The 26,410-nt window shown below is 36.0% G+C and carries 19 protein-coding genes and 1 riboswitch; of the genes, 8 read left to right on the forward strand and 11 right to left on the reverse strand.

Annotated features, from left to right (window positions below; translation table 11 throughout):
• Positions 1-810: 810 nt before the first annotated feature.
• Together HZI73_RS02355 and HZI73_RS02360 are read left to right on the forward strand one after the other, a co-directional pair.
• A complete protein-coding gene (locus HZI73_RS02355; RefSeq protein ID WP_212696658.1) occupies positions 811-2,049 on the forward strand; it encodes a putative DNA modification/repair radical SAM protein in 1,239 nt (412 codons plus the stop codon).
• A gap of 51 nt (positions 2,050-2,100) precedes the next feature.
• The gene (locus tag HZI73_RS02360; RefSeq protein WP_212696659.1) at positions 2,101-2,832 is read left to right on the forward strand and encodes a TIGR03915 family putative DNA repair protein; all 732 of its coding nucleotides are present in this window, start codon (positions 2,101-2,103) and stop codon (positions 2,830-2,832) included.
• Between the two features lie 85 nt (positions 2,833-2,917).
• Here the strand turns inward: HZI73_RS02360 and HZI73_RS02365 are convergent, their stop codons facing one another.
• The 5 genes from HZI73_RS02365 to HZI73_RS02385 form a co-directional block, all read right to left on the reverse strand.
• Positions 2,918-3,256 carry a P-II family nitrogen regulator gene (locus HZI73_RS02365; protein ID WP_212698681.1) on the reverse strand — a complete coding sequence of 113 codons (339 nt, stop codon included), beginning with the start codon at positions 3,254-3,256 and terminating at the stop codon, positions 2,918-2,920.
• A gap of 52 nt (positions 3,257-3,308) precedes the next feature.
• A complete protein-coding gene (locus HZI73_RS02370) occupies positions 3,309-4,520 on the reverse strand; it encodes an ammonium transporter (RefSeq protein ID WP_212696660.1) in 1,212 nt (403 codons plus the stop codon).
• A gap of 625 nt (positions 4,521-5,145) precedes the next feature.
• Positions 5,146-5,706 (reverse strand): GNAT family N-acetyltransferase, encoded by a 561-nt coding sequence (locus HZI73_RS02375; RefSeq protein WP_212696661.1) that lies wholly within the window; start codon positions 5,704-5,706, stop codon positions 5,146-5,148.
• Between the two features lie 10 nt (positions 5,707-5,716).
• A complete protein-coding gene (locus HZI73_RS02380) occupies positions 5,717-7,231 on the reverse strand; it encodes a M3 family metallopeptidase (protein ID WP_212696662.1) in 1,515 nt (504 codons plus the stop codon).
• A gap of 131 nt (positions 7,232-7,362) precedes the next feature.
• Positions 7,363-8,160 carry an ECF transporter S component gene (locus HZI73_RS02385; RefSeq protein WP_212696663.1) on the reverse strand — a complete coding sequence of 266 codons (798 nt, stop codon included), beginning with the start codon at positions 8,158-8,160 and terminating at the stop codon, positions 7,363-7,365.
• A gap of 167 nt (positions 8,161-8,327) precedes the next feature.
• Positions 8,328-8,422, reverse strand: a riboswitch (THF riboswitch).
• A gap of 211 nt (positions 8,423-8,633) precedes the next feature.
• On the opposite strand from HZI73_RS02385, the gene sigI reads away from it, so the two are divergent.
• The 3 genes from sigI (at position 8,634) to HZI73_RS02400 (ending at position 12,433) form a co-directional block, all read left to right on the forward strand.
• Positions 8,634-9,323: an RNA polymerase sigma-I factor gene (gene sigI, locus HZI73_RS02390; RefSeq protein WP_212696664.1), complete on the forward strand. Its 690-nt coding sequence runs from the start codon at positions 8,634-8,636 to the stop codon at positions 9,321-9,323.
• An 11-nt stretch (positions 9,324-9,334) separates the two neighbouring features.
• A complete protein-coding gene (locus tag HZI73_RS02395) occupies positions 9,335-10,636 on the forward strand; it encodes an anti-sigma factor domain-containing protein (RefSeq protein ID WP_212696665.1) in 1,302 nt (433 codons plus the stop codon).
• A gap of 108 nt (positions 10,637-10,744) precedes the next feature.
• On the forward strand, positions 10,745-12,433 hold the full coding sequence (locus HZI73_RS02400; protein ID WP_212696666.1) for an S-layer homology domain-containing protein: 1,689 nt from the start codon (positions 10,745-10,747) through the stop codon (positions 12,431-12,433).
• A 74-nt stretch (positions 12,434-12,507) separates the two neighbouring features.
• On the opposite strand, the gene HZI73_RS02405 is transcribed toward HZI73_RS02400, so the two are convergent.
• The 6 genes from HZI73_RS02405 to HZI73_RS02430 all read right to left on the reverse strand — a co-directional run bounded on the left by HZI73_RS02405 (position 12,508) and on the right by HZI73_RS02430 (position 18,614).
• Positions 12,508-13,611: a GerAB/ArcD/ProY family transporter gene (locus HZI73_RS02405; protein WP_212696667.1), complete on the reverse strand. Its 1,104-nt coding sequence runs from the start codon at positions 13,609-13,611 to the stop codon at positions 12,508-12,510.
• Positions 13,612-13,620: 9 nt separating this feature from the next.
• Positions 13,621-13,821 carry a hypothetical protein gene (locus HZI73_RS02410; RefSeq protein ID WP_212696668.1) on the reverse strand — a complete coding sequence of 67 codons (201 nt, stop codon included), beginning with the start codon at positions 13,819-13,821 and terminating at the stop codon, positions 13,621-13,623.
• 15 nt (positions 13,822-13,836) lie between these two features.
• Entirely contained in the window at positions 13,837-15,015 is a 1,179-nt protein-coding gene (locus tag HZI73_RS02415) for a Ger(x)C family spore germination protein (protein ID WP_212696669.1), read from the reverse strand.
• A 16-nt stretch (positions 15,016-15,031) separates the two neighbouring features.
• Positions 15,032-16,621, reverse strand: coding sequence for a spore germination protein (locus HZI73_RS02420; protein ID WP_212696670.1), 1,590 nt, complete (start codon positions 16,619-16,621; stop codon positions 15,032-15,034).
• Between the two features lie 209 nt (positions 16,622-16,830).
• Positions 16,831-18,138, reverse strand: coding sequence for a serpin family protein (locus tag HZI73_RS02425; protein ID WP_212696671.1), 1,308 nt, complete (start codon positions 18,136-18,138; stop codon positions 16,831-16,833).
• 227 nt (positions 18,139-18,365) lie between these two features.
• Positions 18,366-18,614, reverse strand: a complete 249-nt coding sequence (locus tag HZI73_RS02430) for a hypothetical protein (RefSeq protein ID WP_212696672.1) — start codon at positions 18,612-18,614, stop codon at positions 18,366-18,368.
• Between the two features lie 523 nt (positions 18,615-19,137).
• On the opposite strand from HZI73_RS02430, the gene HZI73_RS02435 reads away from it, so the two are divergent.
• The 3 genes from HZI73_RS02435 (at position 19,138) to HZI73_RS02445 (ending at position 26,407) form a co-directional block, all read left to right on the forward strand.
• Positions 19,138-23,469 carry an AAA domain-containing protein gene (locus HZI73_RS02435; RefSeq protein ID WP_212696673.1) on the forward strand — a complete coding sequence of 1,444 codons (4,332 nt, stop codon included), beginning with the start codon at positions 19,138-19,140 and terminating at the stop codon, positions 23,467-23,469.
• Between the two features lie 122 nt (positions 23,470-23,591).
• Positions 23,592-25,340 (forward strand): cache domain-containing sensor histidine kinase, encoded by a 1,749-nt coding sequence (locus HZI73_RS02440; RefSeq protein WP_212696674.1) that lies wholly within the window; start codon positions 23,592-23,594, stop codon positions 25,338-25,340.
• The gene (locus HZI73_RS02445) at positions 25,337-26,407 is read left to right on the forward strand and encodes a response regulator transcription factor (RefSeq protein ID WP_212696675.1); all 1,071 of its coding nucleotides are present in this window, start codon (positions 25,337-25,339) and stop codon (positions 26,405-26,407) included. The genes HZI73_RS02440 and HZI73_RS02445 overlap by 4 nt, the downstream gene beginning before the upstream one ends.
• Positions 26,408-26,410 lie beyond the last annotated feature (3 nt).

Here is a 26,410-nt window from a genome sequence, read left to right on the forward strand (position 1 = left end):
ATACAGGGCTAATCATACAGCATTTACAGACCTCACCATTAAAAAAAGCCATAAGTTGATCGAGTCAACCTATAGCTTATTATTCTATAAATAATCCCACTTGGAGGGATATGCGTAATATGCCAATATTAAGGGTCACCGTAAGATACGATGTAGGATGATTTCCATTCATTATTTTTAGCCATGCATGCACAAACATACCTATAATCCGATATAAGACTAGGATAAGCGTGTATACATTTTCAAAATTTCTATCAAGAAATTTTATATTCAGTTCATCTGACTAAGCTAAAAATATATTAATCATCTTATTCTCCTTTTCTTTTTTCAAGATAATGTTATAGTATCAAGAGTTATTTTATTTGTCAAGGTCAAAGTTCTATTTGTTCATGTGGTGATGATATGAGGAAGTTAGGTAAGCATCAAACCCAAGTGTATTTACACTACATCTGTATCATTAGGGTAAGCAATCTTTAATGAGGTAGATATATGACTAGCTTTAATGGGAGTCAGTGATGATAGATTTAAGCTTGTTCTAGAACCTTAGACTTCATGTAAAAAGTCTTAAGAAAACTTGTATATAATACGGAAAAAAATAAATAATAGTTAACATAAACAACTTGAAAGCCATTCTAAAAATAAATAATCGTTTTGCAATAAAAAATCAACCAGCAGTATGATAGACATGATGTAGCAATAAGGAGGCTTTTCATATTACAAGCTTCATAAGATGTTAATGATTTCAAGAAAATGCGAACATATGTTTGCATTCTTTTTGTTCATTTGGTATAATTGGTATGGGTGATATTAATGAAAGATAATGTTTTAAGAAAGTTACAAGTTTTGGCGGATGCAGCTAAGTATGATGTCTCTTGTGCATCAAGCGGTGTTAGTAAGAATAATACAGGTACAATAGGCAATTCATCAGCAGCAGGTATTTGTCATACATGGTCTGCCGATGGGCGTTGTGTATCTTTGCTTAAAATATTACTGACGAATTATTGTGTATATGATTGTGAGTATTGCGTTAACCGATTGAGTAATGATGTGGCTAGAGCCAGTTTTACCGCTGAAGAAGTAGCTGAGCTGACCATTGAATTCTATCGACGCAACTACATTGAAGGGTTATTTTTAAGTTCGGCAGTCGAGAAGAATCCTAATCATACCATGGAGAAGATTGTAAAGACGCTGCTTATTCTTCGGCATCAATACAAGTTTTCAGGGTATATTCATGTGAAGGCTATACCAGGAGCGGACAAATTATTGGTTCAACAGGCTGGGGAGCTGGCGGACCGTATGAGTGTCAATATTGAATTGCCTACAGAAAAGGGGCTTCAGTTATTAGCCCCTCAGAAGTCCATGAAAAAGATGTTTCTACCCATGAAACAGATAAAAGATCAAATAACACAGTCAAAAGAAGAACGCATGCATTTTAGGCATGCCAAACGATTCGTTCCTGCTGGACAATCCACTCAGATGATTGTGGGTGCTACCAATGAAAGCGATTTATCCATGCTTACCATCACCGACCAACTCTATCAGAATTTTTCCCTTAAACGGGTGTATTTTTCTGCTTATGTGCCTGTTAATCGGGGAGGTAATCTGCCAGCATTAAGTACAGCACCTCCTATGTTAAGGGAACATCGGTTGTATCAAGCAGATTGGCTATTACGTTTTTATCAGTTTGACGCAAAGGAGCTGCTCGATGAAAGGGAGCCCAACTTTGATTTGGATTTTGATCCTAAGATGATTTGGGCATTACGCCACATTCATGAATTTCCAAAAGAAATTAATACGGTTCCTTATAATGAACTACTGCGTATACCAGGTCTTGGGATGACATCAGCTAAACGTATTTTCAAACAACGTAAGGTACGTGCCATTACCTATGACGACCTTAAGAAAATTGGCGTTGTTTTAAAACGTGCAAAGTTTTTCATCACCTGTAATGGTCAGTTCTATGGTGTTAAGAGTATGGAACCCGATTCTATAAAAGAGATCCTAAGACCTGCTCAGCCTTTTGAGCAACTACAATTACAGCTGCCATAAGACGTTAGCACGCTTATGATTAGATTGATAACATGAATGGATGGGATAATCATGATCTATTTGCATGATGGTACATTTAATGGGTTATTAACGTGTGTGTATGCCCATTATTATGATAAAGCAGCAGAAGGCATTTATAGTGAAGGGACTTATGAACTAAGCCTCGTTGATGATAAGAAACGTCTAGTGACAGATGTAGATAAGGCCAAGAAGGTCTATAACGCCATTATGACGAAGATTTCTGATGAGGCTATGAGTCATGTCTATCATACTTTTTTATCCTCTGACTATCATAAGGATTGTTATCTTTTAAGATATCTTCAATTAGGATTTAAGATGGGGTATAAGATTGATTACCATCGCACCCATCAAGATGTGATCATGGTTCATAAATTGTCTGCAAAAGTCACAAAAGAACGGCACCTTTTTCTTGGTACTTTACGTTTTCAAGAAGTGGGTAAAGGCCTCTATGCACCATTGGCTCCAGATCATGACATCATTGAATTATTAGCTAGTCATTTTGCAGACCGCTTGAAACATGAGCAATTCATTATTCATGACCGAAAAAGGAACAAAGCCGTTATATACAATACCAAGGCATGGTTTATTACAGAATTTACTTATGAAGAAGAAGTGAAAGTATCTGAGCGGGAGAAGCAATTCCAGGACATGTGGAAGGGCTATTTTGAACATATCAGTATTAAAGAAAGAGAAAATCTAAGATTACAGCGGCAATTTGTACCTGTACGGTATCGCCAACATATTGTTGAATTTGGTGACTAGCCTAACAAGATAAGGGTCATCTTACGACGTTAAGAAACTATCCCTAATTCTATGTTTCATAAGACAACCCATCTCCATGTTAAGGTTATAGCGCTTGTACGCCTTCTTCACCGGTGCGAATCTTTATTACATTTTCTACAGGATAGATGAAAATCTTGCCATCACCTATTTGACCCGTCTTAAGTACCTTCTTCGTCGTATCAACCACATCTTCTACAGGTACTTCGCACACCACAATTTCTATTTTTACTTTTGGAAGCAAATTCACCGTTAGTGGAACGCCTCTATAGGTTTCAGTGATACCTTTTTGCATACCACAGCCAAGGACGTGTGTTACGGTCATGCCTGTTATACCAATGTCATGTAACGCATCTTTCAATTCTTCAAATTTTGATGGTCGTGTAATGATATCAATCTTAGTCATGTTACTCAAGGTACTACCTCCTTATCATCCTTTTCATTGTTTAAGCTGATTTTTATAGGTTAATATAAGCTGAAATACCATGTTCCATAGCATCAAGACCGTTTATCTCTGTATGTTCTTTTACCCTCAGACCGATGAGTTTCTTAATAACACTAAAGGTAATGAAGGAAAGCATAAGTGCAGTAGCGATGCTTGTACCAACACCAATCACTTGAATGCCCAATTGACTGAACCCACCACCATAGAATAGACCGTCCTTTACAGAAAATAGACCAACAGCAATGGTACCCAGCGCACCGCATATGCCATGCACGGATATTGCCCCAACAGGGTCGTCTATTTTCATCTTTTGCTCAAAAAATTCTACGGATAAAATCATGACCACACCGCTTGTTATACCAATAATAATACTGGCAATATAAGAGACTTCATTAGCTCCTGCCGTAATACCCACTAAACCGGCTAAAGCACCATTAAGGGTAAGAGGGACATCTGGATTTTTATAACGTATTAAACTAAAGACTAAGCTGGAAAAAGTAGCTGCTGCACCACTGAGTAGTGTTGTTATGGCAGCATGGATGGTGGTACCGTCTGTAATATCCAAGGTACTACCTGGATTAAAACCGAACCAGCCAAACCAGAGAATCAAAACCCCTAAAGCACCTAGTGGTATATTGTGACCAGGTATGGCAATGATTTTGTCTTTTTTGTATTTTCCAGATCGAGGGCCAACCATATAAGCACCTATAAGAGCACTCATGCCACCCACTGTATGTACGGCTGTTCCACCTGCAAAATCTCTAAAGCCTAACTGGGATAAGAAACCGCCACCCCATATCCAATGGCCAATGAGCGGATAAATCACAATGGTAGCTACAAAACAAAAGAGAATATACGAGGTAAACTTGGTTCTTTCTGCCATAGCTCCTGATACAATTGTAGCACAAGTAGCAGCAAAAATGGCTTGAAAAAAGAAAAAAGATTCAAAAGCAATACCATTTATGGTTTCAGGTCGACCAATGAGCATGAACATATCAGAGCCAATAATACCGCCTACATCTGATCCGAACATAATGGCATAGCCAATAATAAAATAACACAGAACACCAATAGAAACGGTGATAAAGTTTTTCATGATGATATTGACCGCATTTTTAGATTGGGTAAAACCTACCTCCACCATAGCAAAACCAGCATGCATAAGAAATACAAAAATACCTGCAACAAGAACCCACATGGAGTTTATGATATACGTTACATCCATCTTAATAGTCATCCTTTCGAAATAAAATGTCGAGTTACTGCATCTCAATCGGTTGTCTCCGGAATACAACCACCTAATCATGTATACAATCTGTCATATGTCTTAGACATGTTAGCCATACAACAAAAAAAGTCCACACGTCATTCTATGACGCGTGAACTTCATTGCTCACGAAATACATCCATGCTCACCAGCTGTGTCATCAAGCTGAACACCCTTCATTGGGTTAATGAGTTGAATTATTAAAGATTATACAGAATGAAATGGGGTCTGTCAATCTATTTTTGTAAATTCAGCATTTATCGTTCCATTTTTGAGGTTGTTTTTTCAAAGTAAGGTGCTTCAAACATGAGGGAGCGAAGCTTTATGTTAACTTTTATAAGGAAATTGTCTAGAAAAATTGTAGACCTATCATCCTAGAGGTTGGCCAAATAAAAAGCATCGATATAGTGTATATCGATGCTTATATAAAGGATGAGGGGGGAGTATTTATATGTAAGAGGTATCTTACAATAACTATAATAATATAAAAATATGTATAAGACATGTTGATACTGTTAACATTATGTGAACAAACAATGGTAAAGCTTTTATGTTAACAGATATCTCATATACCCGTTCCCTATTATTCTAAGTCTTTGTTCAGTAGCACCATGTGACAATGATCTTCCCATACACCGTTTATCTGAAGGTATTTTTTGGATATCCCTTCGTTCTCGAAGCCCAGACCTTTTACTAAACCAATAGAAGGAAGATTCCTTGGCATAATGTTGGCTTCAATACGGTGAAGTTTGTATTCATCAAATATAATAGAGATGCCTTTTTGAAGTGCTTCTGTCATATACCCTTTTCTCAGCTCATCCTTATCCAGTTTATAGCCTAAAAAGCATGATTTAAAGCAGCCCCTCACAATATTAGTAAAGGCAAGTGTGCCAATTGTCTTGTGATACAGCGTATCCTCTTTCTTAAACAACCATAATCGAAGCATGGACAACTCATTGATCAGATCCATTTCTTTTTTTATGGATTTCTTGTGATAGATAGACTCATAAAAAACAGGAGGGCGCTCTGGTTCAAAGGCCTTCAAAAATTCTTTATTACGAGAATAATAGTTCAGTACTTGCTTTGTAAACGTTGTGTCAATGGTTCTTAAAATTAGTCGGTCGGTTTCATATATTCTTTTCATATCTTTCCTCTCATGACTCCAATAAAAAACTTAACCTAAACTTCTCACCACTAATACGTTCAAATAACTCACCGTATGGATAACGTCCTGATGGGGATATGACTTCATCTTTTAAAAATTCACCAAAGGCTTTGGGATTATCTGCAACGTTCTTAACACCGTATCGCTTCTTAAATACTTTTTTCAGCATGGCACATGTCACATCGCCCATGAAGTAATTGTGAAGATAGATAGGGTGTGATGTAAAATGGATGATATAAGCCCAAGGTGGCGTATCCATAAATGGTTCTTCATCGAACAACTCTTTGTAGATACGCCAGTACATACCGTATATATCATGAAGAGATGTCAATTCTGAACGATAAAATTCCTGATCAAAAAGTATACGAAAAATATCTCTAAATCTATTAAGTCTATTATAGGCTTTTAGTCCATGGAATTCTTCTTCAATACCTTCTTGACTTAATAAATCGTCATAAAATAGTTTATCCGTAATAAAGCCCTGAAACAGGTTAGCAATACCTTCCGATATAATGCCACTGACACCTCGGTTTAGCATGATGTCATCTGGACTTAATAAGAAAGAATGAATACCATGACCTGTTTCGTGTAATAGTACATTATATTCATTATATTTATCTTTTACATTGGCTAATATACGGGAATCCTTTCCCGTTTCGATTGGAAAGTTATAACCCCATTCCGATTTATTCGTTCTAGGAAATACATCATATGTGATGTTATAAGACGTTAAGTCAATACCAAACTTATCAAAGAAGTTCACCAAATGCGTATAAAAGTGAGTCATATTGGTTGGTGTATTAAGGGTTGGTGCAATCTTTGATAAGACATAAGCTTCGTCCCATGGGTAGATGACGGTATCCTTTAGATACTTTTTAGCCATGTCTTCTCGATTTTTTTTGATTTCTGGTAGAAGTTCGTTTAGTTCTTCTCGCCAACTATCAAATAAGGTTGGTTCCAGTTCACATTCATCCAATTTATAATCAACAAAATCTTTGAAACCATTGAGTGAGGCTAATTCTTTCCGCATGTTGATTAAGTCTAAAAAGCCAGCTTCATAGAGGGGTTCGTTAATTTGATTATAAGCCATGTATGCGGCTTTTCTTTTCTCACGATCCTCTTCCGTGGTGAGTATCTGTTGAATCTCCACACTGGATATCTCACGGCCATTTAAAACACTTCTATGGGTATTGATGACCTGCATGAGCTCATTTTGTTTCTTGCTGATTTTTAATTGTAAAGCATTAACAGCTTCCGATTGATGAAAGGGCTGAAATTCTTTTTTTAACAACATCAGTTCCCGTTTTTCTTTTGGTGTTACTTCCCCCTCAAGAGCTTTTAGGATGGTGTCATAATGAGCCTTGTTTTCTAAATGCTTCACAATCGCTTCATAAGCTTCGTTTACCCCTTGATCAAACCCTGTTGTATAAGCCACCCAAGATAACTGGCTATATGTTACCTCTAACTGATGCAAGGTGTTAGAGATATCGTGTATAGTTGCCATGTACCATTCTCTCCCTTCATGTACAGATTTATTATATTATTATAGTATATTCTTCCATAATTGAAAAGATTTAGCTGCCCCGTTATCTAAAAAACCCCCTTAACATGTCTATTATGTTAAAGGGGCTGGTATTACATGAACCGATTAGGCTTAAAAACCTTATGGTACAAATGAAGCAAGAATGAAAGCATATAAGCAATATAGACAGACATAAATAATTCTTCAATGACCCGTGGAATCCAAAATGCTATAAATGCTTTTTGTGATAATGCTGGTATAAATATCCGTAGAATCTGTGTATTAAGGGTTGTGACGATAAGACCTGATATACCAACAGATATCAGCAGTTTCAGAAAATTATCGTGCACATAATTAGCTGTTAACTTTTTTTTCATCACATAATCAACAAATAAAAGTAAGAAACCCACAGCAGCAGTTACTTCTAGTCCTAGTGTGGTAAAAGCTTTGTTTTTACCTAAACCAAGTAAATAGCTGGCATATCCGTTATCAGGTAAGAAAGTAACCATGATATGATTAAATATACCAAGCATACCCATAGCACCAAATAGGACGATACAGGTTGTCTGTAAACGCTTCACATTAACTTTTCGAAAGGTTATCCAAAAAATAGGCGTTAAAACACCACCAAGGATAGCTGTCACAGTAAACCATGGGATATATGCCCCTTGAGGTCTAAGTAAATACCCAATAATATCCCCTAAACCGCCTGCAATACCACCAACTAAAGGGCCGAATAAGATACCTGGCATCCCAGTAAATGGTCCAGAGAAACTGATGCGGATAGCTGGTGCACCGGCTATATAAATATAAGTGCTGCTAATCAGTTTAACAACTTGAGCAATAGCAATAAGTAAACCTGTCTGTACGATAATAGCAATCAAATCGCGTGTTGCGTATTTTTTATTCAATGATATGTCCTCCTTTTAATGTCATTCAATAAAGCTACTTCGGCTAAAGGAGCAACACCACATCGTTTTTTGTATATTTATGCATCAACAAAAAACCTCCCTTCTTTTTATATAATCGTATTGGTTACATAAAAAGAAAAAAGGTTCTATCATCTTTTTCTCTATGCAACAGCGGAAGCAATATTACACCGCAAGCTTACTGCTTTTCGTTTAGAGGCAACTTCCCATCCTCTAACACTTAACGCGCAATATCTACTCTGCTACAATACACATGTATTATATACAAAAATGAACCAAATGTCCATATGCAATAGTCAACAATGTTTTAAATTAAACAAATAAAAGATTATTTTAATTAAATATGATAAGATATGGTTTTTTAATTGTTTTCTTTGTTAATCCATAAGATAGGATAATATTACTATTTGATAGACCCTCAAGAATCTTATACTATAAATGGGGAGGTGATTATATTGGAACATAATAAGTCGTTAGATGAATCTGTAATGTTAGCAAAAAAAAATATACATATAAGAAATGAACTTATTGAACAATATAAGCCTTTTATAGCCTCAACTGTTCAACAAAAAATAGGCCGTTATGTGGCATATGGCAGGGATGAGGAATTATCCATTGCTTTAATGGCATTTAATGAAGCCATTGACAGTTACGATACAAGTAAAGGCAGCTTTCTTTCCTTTGGCAAACTGGTCATTAGTCGAAGACTCATTGACTATGCAAGAAAAAAACACCATGAAGATGGTGAGATTCTATTAGAAAAACAGGATATGCCAACAGCCATTGATGTATACAATCAGAAAAGTATAGAAGCCTATAACATGAAATCACAAAACGAATTAAGACAATTAGAAATTATCCAGTACCAAGAAGAATTAAAACGGTGGGGCATTGACTTTGAACAGTTGGTTCGGCACTCACCTAAACATAAAAAGACCAGAAGATTGTATAAAGACATAGCAGCATACGTCACGTTGGATTCCACCCTCATGACGTACATACATCATCATAAACGCTTACCCATACAAAAAATCGTAGAGAAAATGAAAGTACACCGAAAGAAAGTAGAACGTGGTCGAATATATATAATAGCCCTGATCATCATCCAAGTAGGGGACTACCAATTGTTAAAAGAATACATATAGGAGGTGACAATATGCGAGCCGTTGTCATGGAAATAAAAGATAAACATGTTATCGTCATGACCCGTGATGGTCAATTCAAGAAAATAAAGAAGCCTCAAGAGAACCTTATCATCGGTATGGAGATAACCCTTCCAGTAGGGGTACAGCAGAATATTCGAAGAATAGCAGCCATTCTTGTTATTGTCATCTTAATGAGCGGATTGGGTGTTAGTGCCTATGCATATTATACACCTTATGGCTATGTTAATCTGGATATAAACCCTAACATTGAAATCATCTATAATCGATTTAATCGGGTATTGAAGATGAATGGCTTAAATGAAGATGGGAAAAATCTTGTCAATAACATGACCCGCTATAAATATACAAAAGTGGAAGACACCATGAGTAAAATTATCCATAAAACCTTTGAAGAAGAGCAGGTAGAAGATAGTCATGTCCTCATCACCTATGATCACATGGACCATCATACAATGGATATATTGAAAGAGGCTTTAGAAGAGGATAGTCAAGTAGATGTCCATACAATAAGGATGTCAACCAATGACTATGAAGAAGTGAAAAATAGAGGAGAATCACTAGGAAAAGCTATCTTAATAGAAAATATCATGGGAAATCATACAGATTATGAACCAAAAGAATTGGAGCAGAAACCAATAGAAGCACTTATTGAAATAGCTGAGGATATTGTTGAAAAGGAAAAAGACACCATGGAAGAAGAATCCATTCTTGAGCCTCAGCCTAATAAGCAGAAAGAAGATAAATCTAAGGAAAAGATGAAAGAAGATAGTAGACGTTTGGATAAAAAAACGGATAAAAACAAAGTAAATAAGCAGGCTAAGGATACCATAAAGGTTGAATCAGAGGATATATTAGAAGAAATAGAGACACCTAATAGACGCCAGAAAGCGTTTAGTGAAGATGATGAGGACGATAAAGATAAGGATAAAAAAGAGGTCCTAGAGCAAAGTAATAAAAAATCTAAAAAAGATAGCCGTCTCAAAGAAAGAGCAGATGAAGAAGAAAAAGGAAAGGATAAGAATAAAAGTAAAAGAGTCCGTGAGAAAGATGAAGAAGATGAAGAAGAAGATGATGATGAAGACACCAAAGAAGACAGAAAGCAAAACAGTAAATATAATGAGAGTAAAGACAATAATAGAAGAAAAGAAAGGGTTGAAGAGTGGGAAGAAGATAGGGAAGATCATGAAGACGATGATCATGAAGATGATGATCATATAAAAACCAGATACAATAAAGGCAACAAGAGAAATCCCAGAAACAAACAGAATCAGCAGGAGAGAAAAAAGGATTAAGACACCAAAAGAGAAAAAAATAAATAAAATATAAAAATACCCCTATATTGGTAAAATATTGTACGAATAGATATAATGCCCAAACATAAAAACTTAGGAGGTATTATAGTGAAGAAGTTTAGAAGCATGAGAATAATTGGATTGATACTGGTAGTGTCATTACTATTATCAAATGTAGCCATGGCAAAGAGAGACGACAACAAAGGAAGAGATAAGAGTAGTTATACAAGTTGGAATAAGAAGTGGGAACACAAGAATACAAAAAGATTTGATGATGTGGACAAGCAGTATTGGGCAAATCAATACATTGAAAGAATGGCTGCCAAAAATCTTATTATGGGTGATGGCAACGGTAGATTTAACCCCTATCAATCAACCAAAAATATTGAAGCCATTGCCATGATTATTCGTATTATGGGATGGGAAGATGAGGCAAAAGCCATTAAAAAACTTCCAGATGGTTTCAAACATTTAAAAGTACCTAAATGGTCCATTGGATACATTGTCTTAGCATACAAAAAAGGCCTCATTAATGATGCTGAGATTGAGTTTTTTAATGCTGATGAATCCATTAAACGCTATGTGGTTGCAAAATATATAATAAGAGCTTTAGGGATGGAAGAAGAAGCACTAGCGAGTATGGATAAACCCCTTGACTATAAAGATGCAGGTTCCATACCACTAGGAAACAGTGGTTACATCTACTTAATTAGTAAGCTGGAATTAATGTCAGGTTATAAAAACAAATTTAGACCTAATGCTATTTTTTCAAGAGCTGAGATGGCAACACTTTTTTCTAGATTAGATGATAAAATAGAAAGTGAAGATGATAAAGTAGAGATGGGTGAATATGTACAAGTTGTCAATGGTATTATCACAATCACAAAGGATGGCGGACAAGAACGCTATTTACTCAGTGAGAATGTGCTGATTTATGATATGGATGGCAAAGAAATTGCAATTAGTGACCTTCAAGTGGGTTCTACATTACAACTTGAGTTTTATGACCATAAAGTGGTTTACATAGAAACCATAGAGAAAGAAACGGATAAGATTTTACAGATGTATGATGGCAATGTTATCAAGGTGGTAGAAGCTGCCAATGAAAGCATCATAACCATTCTAGATGATGGCGTAACTAGATCATTTGTATTGGGTAATGAAACCGTGATTAAAAAAGAAGGTCACAGCGGTGTGTTACAAGTGAGTGACATTAAAATTAACGACATGGTAAAAATCATTGAAATCACAGAAGGAAACCATGTGATGATTACAGAGGTTGAAATACAAGTGAGTGAACCTATCACCACAGTATACGAAGGTCCAGTGTATGCTTTGACTGAAACAACAACCGATAAGTTAATCACCATTCTAAAGGATAATAAAGAAAAAACATTTGTCATTAAGGATGAAACGGTGATTAAAGTGGAAGGTAAAGATGAAACCGTTGAAGTCAGTGACATCAACATTGGCGATACTGTGAAAATTACAGAAGTGGAAGACCATGATGCCGTAACTGTGACAGAAATTGAAATACAAGTGGAAGAACCTGTTACCCAATACTATGAAGGACAAGTTATTTCCCTTGCAGAGACAACCACGGAATATCTTATAACCATTCGTGTAGCTAACGTGGAAAAAACCTTTGCCGTTGGCGAAGACGTGGTCATGAAGCGAGAAGATTCAAATGAGACAATAACCATTGATGACATCGCTATTAATGATGATGTTAAGATAACAGAAGTGACTGTAGGTGATGATGCAAATGTCACTGAAATAACGCTTTTGGATGATTAAATAGCTTACTCCTCTACTATAAAAATATACATATAAAAAAATCCTCCTGTTATATTAGGGAGGATTTTTTTCTGTTATGCAAGGGATTTTTCCTTATGATGAACTTTGATTTTTTTCCCATACTTCTTGTATGAAAGGATGAGCAATACCAAAGGAATGACAATCTGAAAAGGGATAACATAATAGGGGTATATCTCCGTCGTCCAGTTCAGCTTATCCAGCAAATTTTCATGTAACCATATCGATAATGGTACAACGATTGTAATCAATGGTAATACAAATGGCTTGTGGTCATCGACATTTAAAAGTTGAGCGATTCCTTTCACAGATGCGTATATACATATAATATATTTAAATGTTCCTCCAATGATTAACGTGATTAAAATAAGTGGGCCAATGGATAGATTTGTAACACGGCTTATTGTTGTATTAATGGCGTATATATTCCTTGAAAATTTGTCTGGCCCCAGTACCATTAGATTTTGTAAGAGCAACGTGAATAAAAGGAGACCGACTATTGCAAGGGCGATATACGAGGATTTAAATAAATATTTTGATTTATTGACTTTATCAAATATCATTAAAAAGATGACGGTCTCACCAAACGTATAGGTTAAATATAAAAAACCGATGTTTGTAATATCAGAAAAGTTACTTTCAAAAACGGGTAAAACATTATTAAAATCAAGGTATTTTAAAGGAATGATGATTAAAACAACAAGGGTAATACATAATGCTAAGGTTAATAGTTGATTGGTTCTAGCTATAACGATCAGCCCTTTTTTTACAGCATAAATAGCGGGTATGCTTAGACAACAGACAATGAAAATAAGGGGTGTTTCATGAAAATCTATGTTGGTTAGGTATTCCCCAAGGTCTCGAAGCACAAGAGCTGCTAGATGAATAAAATAACCCATATAGAATAAGCCGATAACACTGCCTAGATATTTTCCAAAAGTATCTTTTAAGATGTTAATAAGGTTCTTGGATGGATGTAATACACTTATAGCAACATATATGCTAATTAATAAAAAACCTCCTGCCCATCCTAATAGATAAGAAATCCATACATCTTGATAGACATGCTTACTTATATTGATAACATGTGACGTTCCAAATATGAATGTACCAATTAACATGGATAATTGATAACCGGATATTTTTGTGTTTTTAACCATGGCATCACCTCATAAAAAGACGCGTACGATATTCTCGATTACTCTAGATGGATTGAGTGTTTGATCTAACCTTTGCAATTGTATAATGGATAAACCTATACCGAGCAGAAAGATATAAGTAATCCATATCTTACCTTGTGTATGAGATTTCATTAATTCTACGATATCGACTATAAGGACAATAAAATAAATAATCATGATGATTGTCATGGGAAGAACCTCTTTCTATCTAACTTCTAAAGTTTTTTCAATAATACCTGTGTTGTTTAGTTTAAATGTAACCTCTATTTTAATAGGGGTGGTGCTAAAAACCTCATCCCAATTGTTTTTTATTTGCCGCCAAGCACCTAAATATTTCCTGTGAACAACTTCTCCAAAACCAAAAATATCGTTTTTATACTCCTTTTGTGCCTTCGTGATCACTTGATGTATTTCTTGTTTAATGACGTCTGCGGTTTCTTCTTCTAAGATATCAATCATCTCCTGGGTTGATAGATCCCCAATACCTTCTTGGTTTCCAATGGTTCCTTCTGATTTTACTTCTACTAACAGTAAGGTGTTTTCATCCTTTATGCGCACATCTATTTTACTTTTAGCTCGTAGTTGTTCAATGGCTATCATTTTTTCTCTATCAAGTGGATTCTCAATATTGATAATACCGCTTCCGGATTTGTTGAGTAGGTATTTCAATCCTTTCGTTTCACAAGGGCTTAGCCATCCAATCAACGTATCTTTCTCAAAAACAGCAGCGCCTTCTATTTTCATATCTTTTATGTTAAGGTCTGTGTCTTCATTAACAATCTCTATCACACTTGTGGTTAAATCATGTCCTGCTGAACTAAGTTGTTTTAGAACATCGATTAACTGGGATTTTAGAATGGCAAGATTGACACTGGAGGCCTCAACGATTTGTCGGATATGAGATGCTGGAACATTCTCTAGATCGCTTTTGGCATTGATAATATTCTTAGCAGTTGTTCCTTTGGCAATGATAACCATTGGTGTTAAGCTTGTTTCATGGTCTCTTTCAAAGAAATCCAGTACATCCTTGATGCCATCTTTTGCCAGTGTTTCACCAATAACGATTATCTGAATATGGCTGTAATAGGGTTTTCTATTGACTGTTGTAAATTGATTCCTAACGGCTTCATGAAGGGTTTCACCTCTGGAAGTATTGGTCCATACGGGTTCTTTACCTGTTTTGCTATCTTGTTCTTGACTCACTTCCGAAGGCTTGGTTAGCTGTAATGTAAGTTCTATTTCATCATCAGCAGTTTTATCCAGCCCTACCCCAGAAATAAAAGCTCTTTCCGTTAATTCTACATTATCCCAACATCCAGTTACCATGAACATAAGAAAAGGAATCATAAGGAGTAATAGTAACTTTTTAAACGTATTATGCATAATGAACCCTCTTTTTCTATTGACGTTTTTTCATGCGTGTTTTATTAGGATTATCCCCAATCAGAGACTTGGGCCGCTTAGTCATCATCCATATGGGTAACTTAATCACGGAATCCTTTAACTCATTTTTATGAAAAGGTGCTAAAGGCGACATATAGGGTACACCAAATGAACTTATGGAGCACATTTGTATAGACAGCAGCATGAGTATGATAATAATGCCTAAAAAGCCTAATATATTAGCAGCAAGCATGATGGTTAAACGAATCAAATGCACAGAATCTTGTATAGGGGGTATAATAAAACTACAGATACCTGTTAATGCAATAATAATGACCATTATATTGCTTACAAGGCTTGCATTAACAGCAGCTTCACCGATAATGAGAGCACCAACAATACTGATTGATTGTCCAAATGGTCGCGGCATTCGAATACCTGCTTCTTTTAATAATTCAAAAGCTGTTGTCATAAATAGTGCTTCTATGAACGGTGAGAAAGGTAGACCTTCTACGGAAGCAGCTATGGATAATAACAGTTTTAATGGTATTGAATTGGAATGAAAGGTGATGAGTGCTATATATACCCCTGGTGCAGATATGGTGATGATAAAGGCTAGTGTTCTAAGAATTCTATTAAGGGATCCTAAAAAGAATCTTGAATAATAATCGTCACTGGCTTGAATTGTTTCTGTAAATAAATAAGGCACAGTTAGAACAGTAGGTGTCCCATCACAAAAAATAGCTACTCTTCCTTCTAATATTTTGGCTGCTATTCTATCCGGTTTTTCCGAGTTCCCTATCGTTGGAAAGATTGAAAAAGGATTATCTTCAATAAATTGCTCCACATACCCTGAATCCAATATGGCATCGATTTTAATCTTTTTTAATCGACTTCTTACAGTCTTTATAATGTTATCATCAACAATACCTTTCAGATAACAAATCACAACGTTGGTATGACTTTGCTCCCCAATCCGATAATTTTCAATTTTTAAATTAGGGTTCTTAATCTTTCTGCGAAGCAGAGAAATATTGGTTTCCAATGATTCAATGAAGGATTCCCTGGGTCCCCTAACAGTTGATTCTGTAATGGGTTTATCAACATTTCTTTCACTCCATCCTTTTGTATCTACTTGAAGAGCCATGGCATTTCCTTCAATGTATATCAATGCATACCCATCAAGAATACCATTAATTGATTGTTCCAAATGCGTAACTTCTTTGATTTGAAAGGTAGGAAGTAAGTTTTCCATTAATATCTGGGGTAAAGTACGTTGATTAATAGTTTTATCCAAATCTGTTGTTCTTGAATAGATCATAATGGGTTTTAATATATCGGCGTTTAACCTTTGCTTATTAATTAACCCATTAATATAGACCACAACAATTTTATTGGCGTCATCACCTAATTGAACTTTTCTTAAGACCAGATCACCATAATCTTCAAATGTTTTATTTAAATACTCTATGAGTTCTTCCAGTGAAGTGGGTATATTTTGTGGGATATTAGAAACGCCACTAAGATTATCTTCGTCATGTGTTTGCTTATCATTTTCTAACCTTAATCGATAATAATGATATACCTTTGACAATTTTCTAAACATATTTTAGACCCTTCTTTTTTGCGATCATCATGCGTTTATTAGGAATACGATTACTTTTATTATGACTCCATTAAGGAATTATATTCCTTTTTTAGAAAGTCATCATGACAAGTATCATTTCTTAATAAAAAACCTCTACTATTACGGTGAATGAATAGTAGAGGTAATGATAAACATATGTCATTTTTCTAACATACAAGGCTTTCTCACTAAAGTAAAGGATTGTTCACAATACCAATAAACAATACCACACCCATTTGGGATGTGATGGTGAAGAGAAAAGGTCTATCCAATATCATTTCAGCTTTATCTTTTGGGAGTGCACTGCCACAATAATCTATTTGGGTGTAAGCAGAAGCTTCGCAACCCTTCTCATTAATAGCGATATGTGTGGATTGTAAGACATCTGAAATAAAAGCCATGTCGTCAGTTATATTGGAAAAATCAGCATCTGATTCAAAAGCTTTCTCTAAGCCCATGGATATAAGCGTTTCTTTTAAAGGTAATGTGGACCCGAAGCTAAATGTTGGCACTTGGAAAATGACTTCCCCATTCTTAACAACTTTAGATGAGCTATCTATACTTAAAAGTGAGGCAATTTTATCCTTTGTTGAAACAAGGTCGTAGATGTCTATACCATGGTCAGGTAAATAGAAGGTCATGGATGCACTATTTTTGAAATTCAGGCTTGCACTTGTGTAACCATCTCCCTCAATAAAACGGTGACTAGCGTATGTTTTGTTCATAAAATCACAGGTGACCTCTGTACCATCAAGGCAATAAAACACGTCTTCTTTAGTCTTATCTTCATCAAATTTACTTTGCCATTCATCATAGAAATATAGCGTATTGATAATGGACATGAGTTGATTAGACTTAATAGGAAGGGTTACATTAAGAGTCCCTCGTGTATTCTCAAACACCCAATCTGACATGAGCTTACTCGTTTCTTCTTCACTAAAATCAACGGAATACGTAGATGCATAGTAATGCTCTAAAGCATTGTTTATGTAGTCCTCTTTAAAAACAATATCTTGATCTAACCATAATGCGTTAGCTAACCACAGCTTCCCAATGGTGTTATCCGTATAAAGTAAGCGATGAAGATTACCAGACTCCCTCTGGAGTTCTTGTATACTTAATTTGTCTATATACATAGCCGATAGAAACTCTGTTTGGGTCTGACCCCTAGACCCGGACGCGGATAAAGCTAATGCCATGTATAAACTTAAGGGTGAGTACACCATATTCTCATGGTGATTGTTCGTATGGAATATGGAAGAGGTGGAGTGATAAGTAAAGTCTTGAATAGCTTCTATATAATCCATACTGACTTCATTGTCAGCACGTATTTTTTTATTTGCATCAAAATCGTCAAATGCTACACTGTTAGGGTATAACGCTTTTGCAACCAGACCTTTTTCATTATTGTTTATAGAAGTTTTTTGATTGCCTATACATGATGTTAGGTTAACAGATAAAAATACACACAAAAGGATGCTTAAATATTTTTTCATTTATACAACCCCTCCTAAATCTTTTATTTGGATATCTTCCATAAGAAAGAAAAATATGTTTGATTGATTAGACGGATATGGATTCAAACTTGTTCCATTATTTGCAAACAAAGTATATCATAATAAACATATTCTTTAAAATCTTAAATAAACATGCCCTAAAATAATCAAAAAAAAACTAAAATATGGTAACAACAGAAAAACCGCTTATTAAGCGGTTTTTCATGTTATCCTTCAGTACTTCGTAAACTATCAAACAATCCAATAGGCGATGTTGAATAATCCCTGTGTTCATTTCCCTCGTAGTTGAGGTGAGCTTCAATTTCGACAATGTTACTGATATCATGGTCGTAGGCTTTGATGTAGTCTGGTCGTCCGTCATCATCACGATATTCTAAGTACTCGTTTAAAATATCCTTAGCAGCAGTGTTATTGACTTGATTTCCGTAGATAAGTTGATATTCGTCCCTTGGCAAAGATAATGAAATGTGATAGCCGTCTTTTAAGCGAGTGCGTGTCTCAAAAATGCTATTGAGCATAAATCATCTCCCTTTCACAGAAATTGATAAGATACCGATGGCTGTGTATATTAGAAGAAAAAGCTTAAAATATGAGTTCGTCTACCATTAGTTTAACCATATTGACACCTATTATGTCTGTTTCTATGAAAGAATTTAGCCATACATAGCTGAAATAATGCGGATCTTATGATCCGGCGGTTATTCAATCTTTTTTTAGTAACTTCAACTAAGGAAGAATAAACTAGACCATGACAATACCTTATTCAATCCAATCTTATGAATTTGTGTGTTTTATTACCATTTTTTTAATGGTTAACAAAGACTATGAATTCTTTTTATCGTAAATGTTAACAATCCCTAACATATGGCAGTTTTTCATATTTTTACATTGTATTCATTTTAAATTTTGATATAATGAAAAACATATGAAGTGTCGAAAATTAAGGGACATGTCACATTATTATAGGGGGTACATACCATGAAAGCTATATTACAAACCTATAGAGATCGATTAATTAATCTAAGTGGTCGCAATCGAAGTCTTGTATTACGTAAAATACATAAGAAACGATCCTTTGACTTAGGAAGACTGTTACCTTTTATAGAGGATTTGGACAAGACGTTAATTGATTTCTTACTGAATCGAGAAAAAAACAAGAAGATTATTTTACAAGATCCTTATCGTGTGAGAAACGAAGCATTAAAAGCATTGGATAAGCGTAACCAAGAGGAACGAAAAAAGGAAATGTTAGCATTAGAGGAGACCATGAACGGTTTAACAGATGCGACAGAAGAAGAACACCAAGTTTTACAAAATAGAAAGCAAGCCATTCAAGAAAAATATGATATGGACCTGATTGCAGATAAGAAGTCATTAGATGATAAGATTGATACCATGACGGCCTATTCCAATCATATTAATTATTTGTTAAGAGAAATCAATGCAGTGGAAAAAGAGACAGGGAAATATGAGTTGTACCTTGGTTATCCTTTTGTTGAGGGACGGTGTAACGACCAATCTTTTGTAAGAGCACCCTTATTCCTGTTTCCTATTAAGCTAGAAAAAGTCAGTAACAGGTGGCAATTATCCAACATGGTGGAGCAGGAAGTGTTGATTAATAAAGTGTTTATCTTTGCATATGCCAAGTTTAATGATGTAAAGGTGACAGACATAGAGACAGAATACGCCTCACTGGAATGTTTTACAGAAGATGTGATAACGGGCTTATTGCATTACTTAGATGATAACAAAATACATATCGTTAATTCAGGGTCAAGAGCCATTGAAACGTTCAAGGACTATACCAATGCAACCATCCCTACGTACCAAGCAGGAGAATTGCAGTTAAAAAATTATATGGTTATGGGGCAATTTCCTCTATCCAACTCCATCTATACCGATTATCAAATCATGGAGCAGGAGGATTTGTATAATCATGCCCTAGAATCATTGCTAATGAACAAAAAGGAAGTAAAAGATGCAGAAGCTTTTGAAACCCAAACAGATGGGATGAAAGAAAATAAGACAAAACCTATCTCCGAAAAGGAAGTTTATTTTTTATCGTCTCTTGACCATAGCCAGGAAAATGCAGTTCAGAGCGTTAACGACCAACATCACATGGTCATCTATGGACCCCCTGGAACCGGAAAATCCCAAACCATTGCAAACATTATCTGTGATGCACTGGCAAAGGGTAAAAGAGTCCTTATGGTATCTCAAAAAAGAGCAGCTTTAGATGTCATCTATAATCGATTAGCAGACATCAACACGAAGATTGCGTTGGTTCATGACCATAATAAGGATAAGAAGAACTTCTATAAGAAAGTATGCGATTGCGTGGATCATAAAGCCATGGACTATGACCCATCACTTAATCTAAAAATAGATGATACAGCAACAGCTATTGATGAGAAGGTTAGCTACCTTGAGAAGATTGGGGGAACACTTCATGAAGAACGAGCATTTGGTATATCCCTTTATGAGATGTATACGAAGACCCAAGCCATTACGTCTACCCAAGACCCACGTTATCATGACTACCGTCTGTATCGAAAAGAAAACCCATTCCAAGGCTATACCTTTCATGAACTTGATGAAGCCAAGAGCCATCTTGTACAGAACACAATCAATATTAAGGCTTACATGGATTATCAGCATAAACGATTAGAGAACCCCATGTACGCTGCTTTTGATCGTTTATTAGATTTTGTGGAGATCCAAGATTTACAAGATCACATCATGGATATATTGGACATGATTAACCAGCATAAAGACGACATAGATATGGAAGATTATCAAACCTTAGGTTTACTGTATAAACAGCAGCATTTTCAGGTTAGCCAGAAAGACATTGAACAGTACGCCAAGGACGTGAATCATAAAAGGCATGGACATCTGGTGGAAGAAGATGAGGATAATAAGTGGTGGAACCCAGGATTCTGGCTTCATCACAGAGATATCAAAGAAACAAGAGAAAAGAACGCAAAGCAGTATGCAGCACATCAAGACGTATTGACCAATCGGTTTAGCCAGTATGGTCAGTGGAACAATGCTATCATACAAAAATGGATGCCCCTTCAAGCCATGATACGGGAAGAAGACTTCAATACGCTACGCCATCGGTTTGTGACAGAATGGGATATATCAAAGACCCTTGAGGATGTACAAGCAGCAGCAGGGCATCTTGACGTCTACATTCATTCAAAAAATCGTGTGGACAGTCTATCCCATCTTGAAGTCAAGATGCTTGATTATGCCATGCTTATCCATGACCAAGAAAAAGTTCTTGAAGAACAAGACCCTGATAATACAAGGGATCAAGAGATAGAACATGGCAGAGCCCTAGAAGATAAAATACAAGATACACTGGAGAACATCGTAGAATTTTCTACTTTAATGGCTATCCATGAAGTGGAAAAAACGAAAGAATACAATGAATTTTATCTCCATTTCTCCATGTATGACGATATGGTAAGCGCTATTAATCACCTGATGGAAGAGAAAAACGGACTCACCAGTGCGCTGATTAAAAGCAAGTGGAATGACCAGTTACAACTTTTTATTGATACACCTGTTTTCAAAGAATTTAAACGACAGGCAGAGAAAAAACGTAAGCTATGGCCTATTCGTAAATATGTGATCGAATTTCGTGAACTGCTGCTTACCGTTTTCCCTTGTTGGTTATTAAGTCCAGAAACGGTGTCAGACATTTTGCCGTTGGCAGAAGGTATGTTTGATATGGTTATATTTGATGAAGCGTCTCAGATGTATGTGGAAAATGCTATCCCTGCTATTTATCGAGGTAAAAAAGTGGTGGTTACCGGTGATGATAAACAGTTAAAACCAAGTGCCGCTTTTATGTCCCGTTATGATGATTATGACGAGGAAATGACCACCATTGAAACAGCGGCGGCTTTTGAAGAAGAAAGCCTTTTGGATCTTGCAAAAGTGAATTATCCCGATGTCCACTTGAATTATCACTACCGTTCCAGATATGAAGAACTTATTAACTTCTCCAATTATGCTTTTTACAATGGCCAGTTAAACATATCCCCTAACATTGAGAACAGTGGCACCCATAGGCCATCACCTATCGAACGGATCAAAGTAGAGGGTAAGTGGATTGAACGTAAAAACAACACAGAAGCCAGTAAAGTTGTCGATCTGGTAGATGACATTCTTCGAACAAGAAAACATGATGAAACCATCGGCATCATTACCTTTAACGTGACTCAGAAAGACTTGATTAGTGATCTATTGGATGCAAGAGGTAATTACGACAAAGACTTTAGAAAACGCTATCAAGAAGAAATTAACAGAAAAAAAGGAAATGAAGATGTCAGTTTATTTGTTAAGAACATTGAAAATGTCCAAGGTGATGAACGGGATATTATTATTTTCTCTATTGGCTATGCGCCCAATGAAGAAGGACGTCTATCTGTGAATTTTGGTGCTTTATCTCAAGATGGAGGCGAAAACAGACTGAATGTAGCCATTAGTCGTGCTAAGCAAAAAGTATATGTCATCACATCCATTGAGCCGGAGGCATTAAAGGTTGAAGAGACGAAGAATAGAGGAGCAAAGCTCTTCAAACAGTATCTGCAATATGCAAAAGAAATTGCTATAAGAGACGAGAAGGCATCCAAACAAGTACTGGAGCAATTAGTGTTGTCAGATAAAAAGAGAGAAAGCGGCCTCCATGAAGATGGTTTGATTGAACAGATGTACAGACGATTGAAAAAGGATGGCTATCAAGTAAAAAAACATGTGGGGGTATCGGATTACAAAATTGACTTAGCCCTGTATGATGAGGACAAGGGTGGCTACTTGTTAGGCATAGAGTGTGACGGTACATCCTATAGAGAACAATCCTCTACCAGAGAAAGGGATATTCATCGCAAGCGATTCTTGGCTTTCAGGGGTTGGCATTTGATGCGTATATGGAGTCTTGATTGGTGGAAAGATTCGGAACAAGTCATTCAGAATATTAAAGATGGGTTAGAAGCGATCAAGGAGCAGTTAGGGAATGAAGACATACCCCATTCTGACAAGATACCCTTAGAGGGTCAAGAAAAAACAACCATGGAAGCGGTAACCCCTGTTCATCCAGAATTGACCATATGGTTTGGGGACAAAGCTTACATTCAAGATAACATGTCCAAAGAAATGTTTGAGATTGAAATGGAGCCTAATCCTTATCATAAAGATACCATGAATCCTTTCTGTAAAGACCTTTTAGGCAGACGAATAGAGGAACGATTTGTGTATCAGGATTACGAGTATAAAGTAGTTGGTATTGATAAGAAATAAATGTTGGAGACAATTAAAAACACCTGCTATTCGTCTATACAATAAAGATTATACCTATTGATTCATCCTCTTTTATGTAAAAATCAAGAAAGTATGGTCCAAAGACCAGCGAGGTGAATAACATGAAAAAGCAGTTGAAAATGCGGGACAAATTTCTGGCAGCTATATTCATAACCACTGCTATTTATCTATTAATACTGCCGTTGACAGGTTACTTTTATACCAGTAGAATTATCAAGGATAAACTTGTGACCTTAACGAATCAGAATCTGGAGCAAATTGCCAGCAGCATTAACCATGTCATTGATGATATGATTATTGCATCAAATGTGATTGTATTGGATGAGGCGATCATTGATTTATTATTGGATAAGGAGAAGGCGATCTATCATAAGATGCGACAAGTTGAGTCTAAGTTAAGGGTGGTTGAGGCAGGCAACCTCTACCCCTATAATGTTGAAACAACACTCATTGACTTTCATGGCAATATCTATACAACAGGAGATATAAAACGTTATGACTATGACCAGGTCATACAAGAAACGTGGTACCAAGAAGCACTTGAATCCAAAGGCCACTTCAAATGGTTAGCGCCTACAGACACGTATTTCAAAGCATATACCAATGCGGATGGTATGACTTTGGTGCGACTCATAAGAAAAGGATACTACCAATCGTGTGGTATCATGATTCTACATGTTTATAATGAGAAGAAAGTGAAACATCTGCTAGAATCGGAACAAGCCCTGGAAGGTACCCATAAGCTATTACTTAATCAAGAAGGAGACGTTATCCTACACACAGGTCAATTACAAGATGTTCAAGCTTATGCCAATGGACTAAAAAATGATCTCAATAACAACCAACAACATGTGACCATTGATGGCATAGATAAGATCATGCTGACACACCCTATTGCCAAAACAGATTGGTATCTTATCGAGACAGTGCCCTATGGATCGGTGATGGCAGAAGAGATTAATTATCGAAATTTCACCATAGCCATTAATGTGATTTTCTTAGTTGTTATCGTGGTGCTAGCTTTTTTCATATCCGAACATTTTTCGAAATCTATACGCAATTTAAGTCGTTTAATGCACCGTGTTCAACAGGGGGATTTCTCTGTAAAATCCAATGTGACAGGTAGCTATGAGGTCAACATGTTAAGCGATAGTTTTAATGCCATGGTGGATAAAATAGATGACCTGATTAAGACCATCAAAGAAGAATCAGAACTTCGTCAACAAGTTAAGTTAGAAGCTTTACAAGCTCAGATTAATCCCCATTTCCTCTTGAATACTTTAAATGGTATCAAATGGCTATGCGTTATTGAAGAAGCCAAAACAGCGGAGAAAATGCTCCTTGACTTGGGTATCTTATTAGAAGGGATTCTAGGGAAATTCAATGAGTTTATTACCATTGAAGATGAAGTGAAGTGTTTACAGAGTTATGTAAGATTACAAAAAATGCGCTATGGCAGTTTATTTGATGTCCTCTACCACGTGCCTGAAAAATACAAGCATATAAAGATTCCAGTCTTGTTATTACAGCCTATTCTAGAAAACAGTATCCTGTATGCTTTTGATGAGAAAGAGGAAAAAGGTCTTATTACCATAAGTGTGCGTGAGGAAGAACCGTATATTTTGATTACCATAAGAGATAATGGTAAGGGATTTAATTATCTTGAGCTGGATCAATTAAGGGATGAAAAAAAGAGCAAATACAGTTCTATCGGGTTGAAAAATGTACAAGAACGCATCACATTATATTATGGGCATGATTGTGGTATGACCATTAAGTCTGGCAACAACCAAGGGACCATTGTAACCATACGTATTAAAGATAAACTGGATAAAGGTGGTGTTGTATGAAGGTATTGATTGTAGACGATGAAATATTGGTTCGAAAAGGTTTATCCATGGGGATTGATTGGGATGAACTTGGCTTTGATGATGTTAAGGAAGCCAGTAATGGTGTAGAAGCATTAGCCTATGCCATGGAACACGAGCCACAGTTGGTCATTACAGATATAAAAATGCCGAAAATGGATGGTCTAGAGCTTATAGAGAAGCTTAAAGCCCATTGTCCAGATACCATTGTTATTGTACTGAGTTGTATTAACGATACAGATTATGTCAGACAAGCCATGAAGTTTGGTGGAGCTGTTGACTATATTCCCAAGCTATCCCTCAGCACAGAAGAATTGGCTGCCATTATTAAAAAGAGCAAAAAGCTTATCAAGTTTTCTGAGGGTGCATTAGAAGATAGTCTTAGTAAACCTAAGGTTTATCTGACTAAAAGTGTGGAAAAGGCTATTATGAACGGTTTAGTGGAATTAAACAAAGAGAAGATTATATCTAGCCTTGAACATCTATTTGATGCACTTGAAAAAGATCAAGTCCAGATAAGGAACTTCATGGAGTGGCAGGAATTACTGGCGATTTTTAGCTCCTTTGCCAAGAAGCAAGGAGGGAATATCCAAGAAATAACATGTGATAAGAAATTACCTGTTACTTTTTTGCAAGATAGCAGGAATATTTATCATATGCGTGAGCGCTGGTTTATTTTTCTAGAAGCCTACTGGTCTTATCTTAAGGGTGTGCGTGTAAAACAGTATGGTATGGAAATAGAGAAGACGATTAACTATATCCATCAGCATTTTAACGATACCATTAAACTAGGGGATGTAGCTGAATATGTAGGTATAAATGAAAATTATCTATGTAAGCTATTCAAAAAAGAGACAGGAAGCAACTTTATTGACTATATTAACCATCTTAAAATAAATAAGGCAAAACAGCTTCTAAAAGAGGGAAAATACCCTGTCTATCTCATCGCTGAGATGGTAGGTTACAACAGTGAAAGTTATTTTAGCAGGATATTCAAGAAAGTAGAGGGCATGAGCCCAAAAGCCTATCAACGTCAGAATGATAGGTAGAAG

The organism is Vallitalea pronyensis, from assembly GCF_018141445.1.
In the GTDB taxonomy this organism is placed as follows: Bacteria; Bacillota; Clostridia; order Lachnospirales; family Vallitaleaceae; genus Vallitalea; species Vallitalea pronyensis.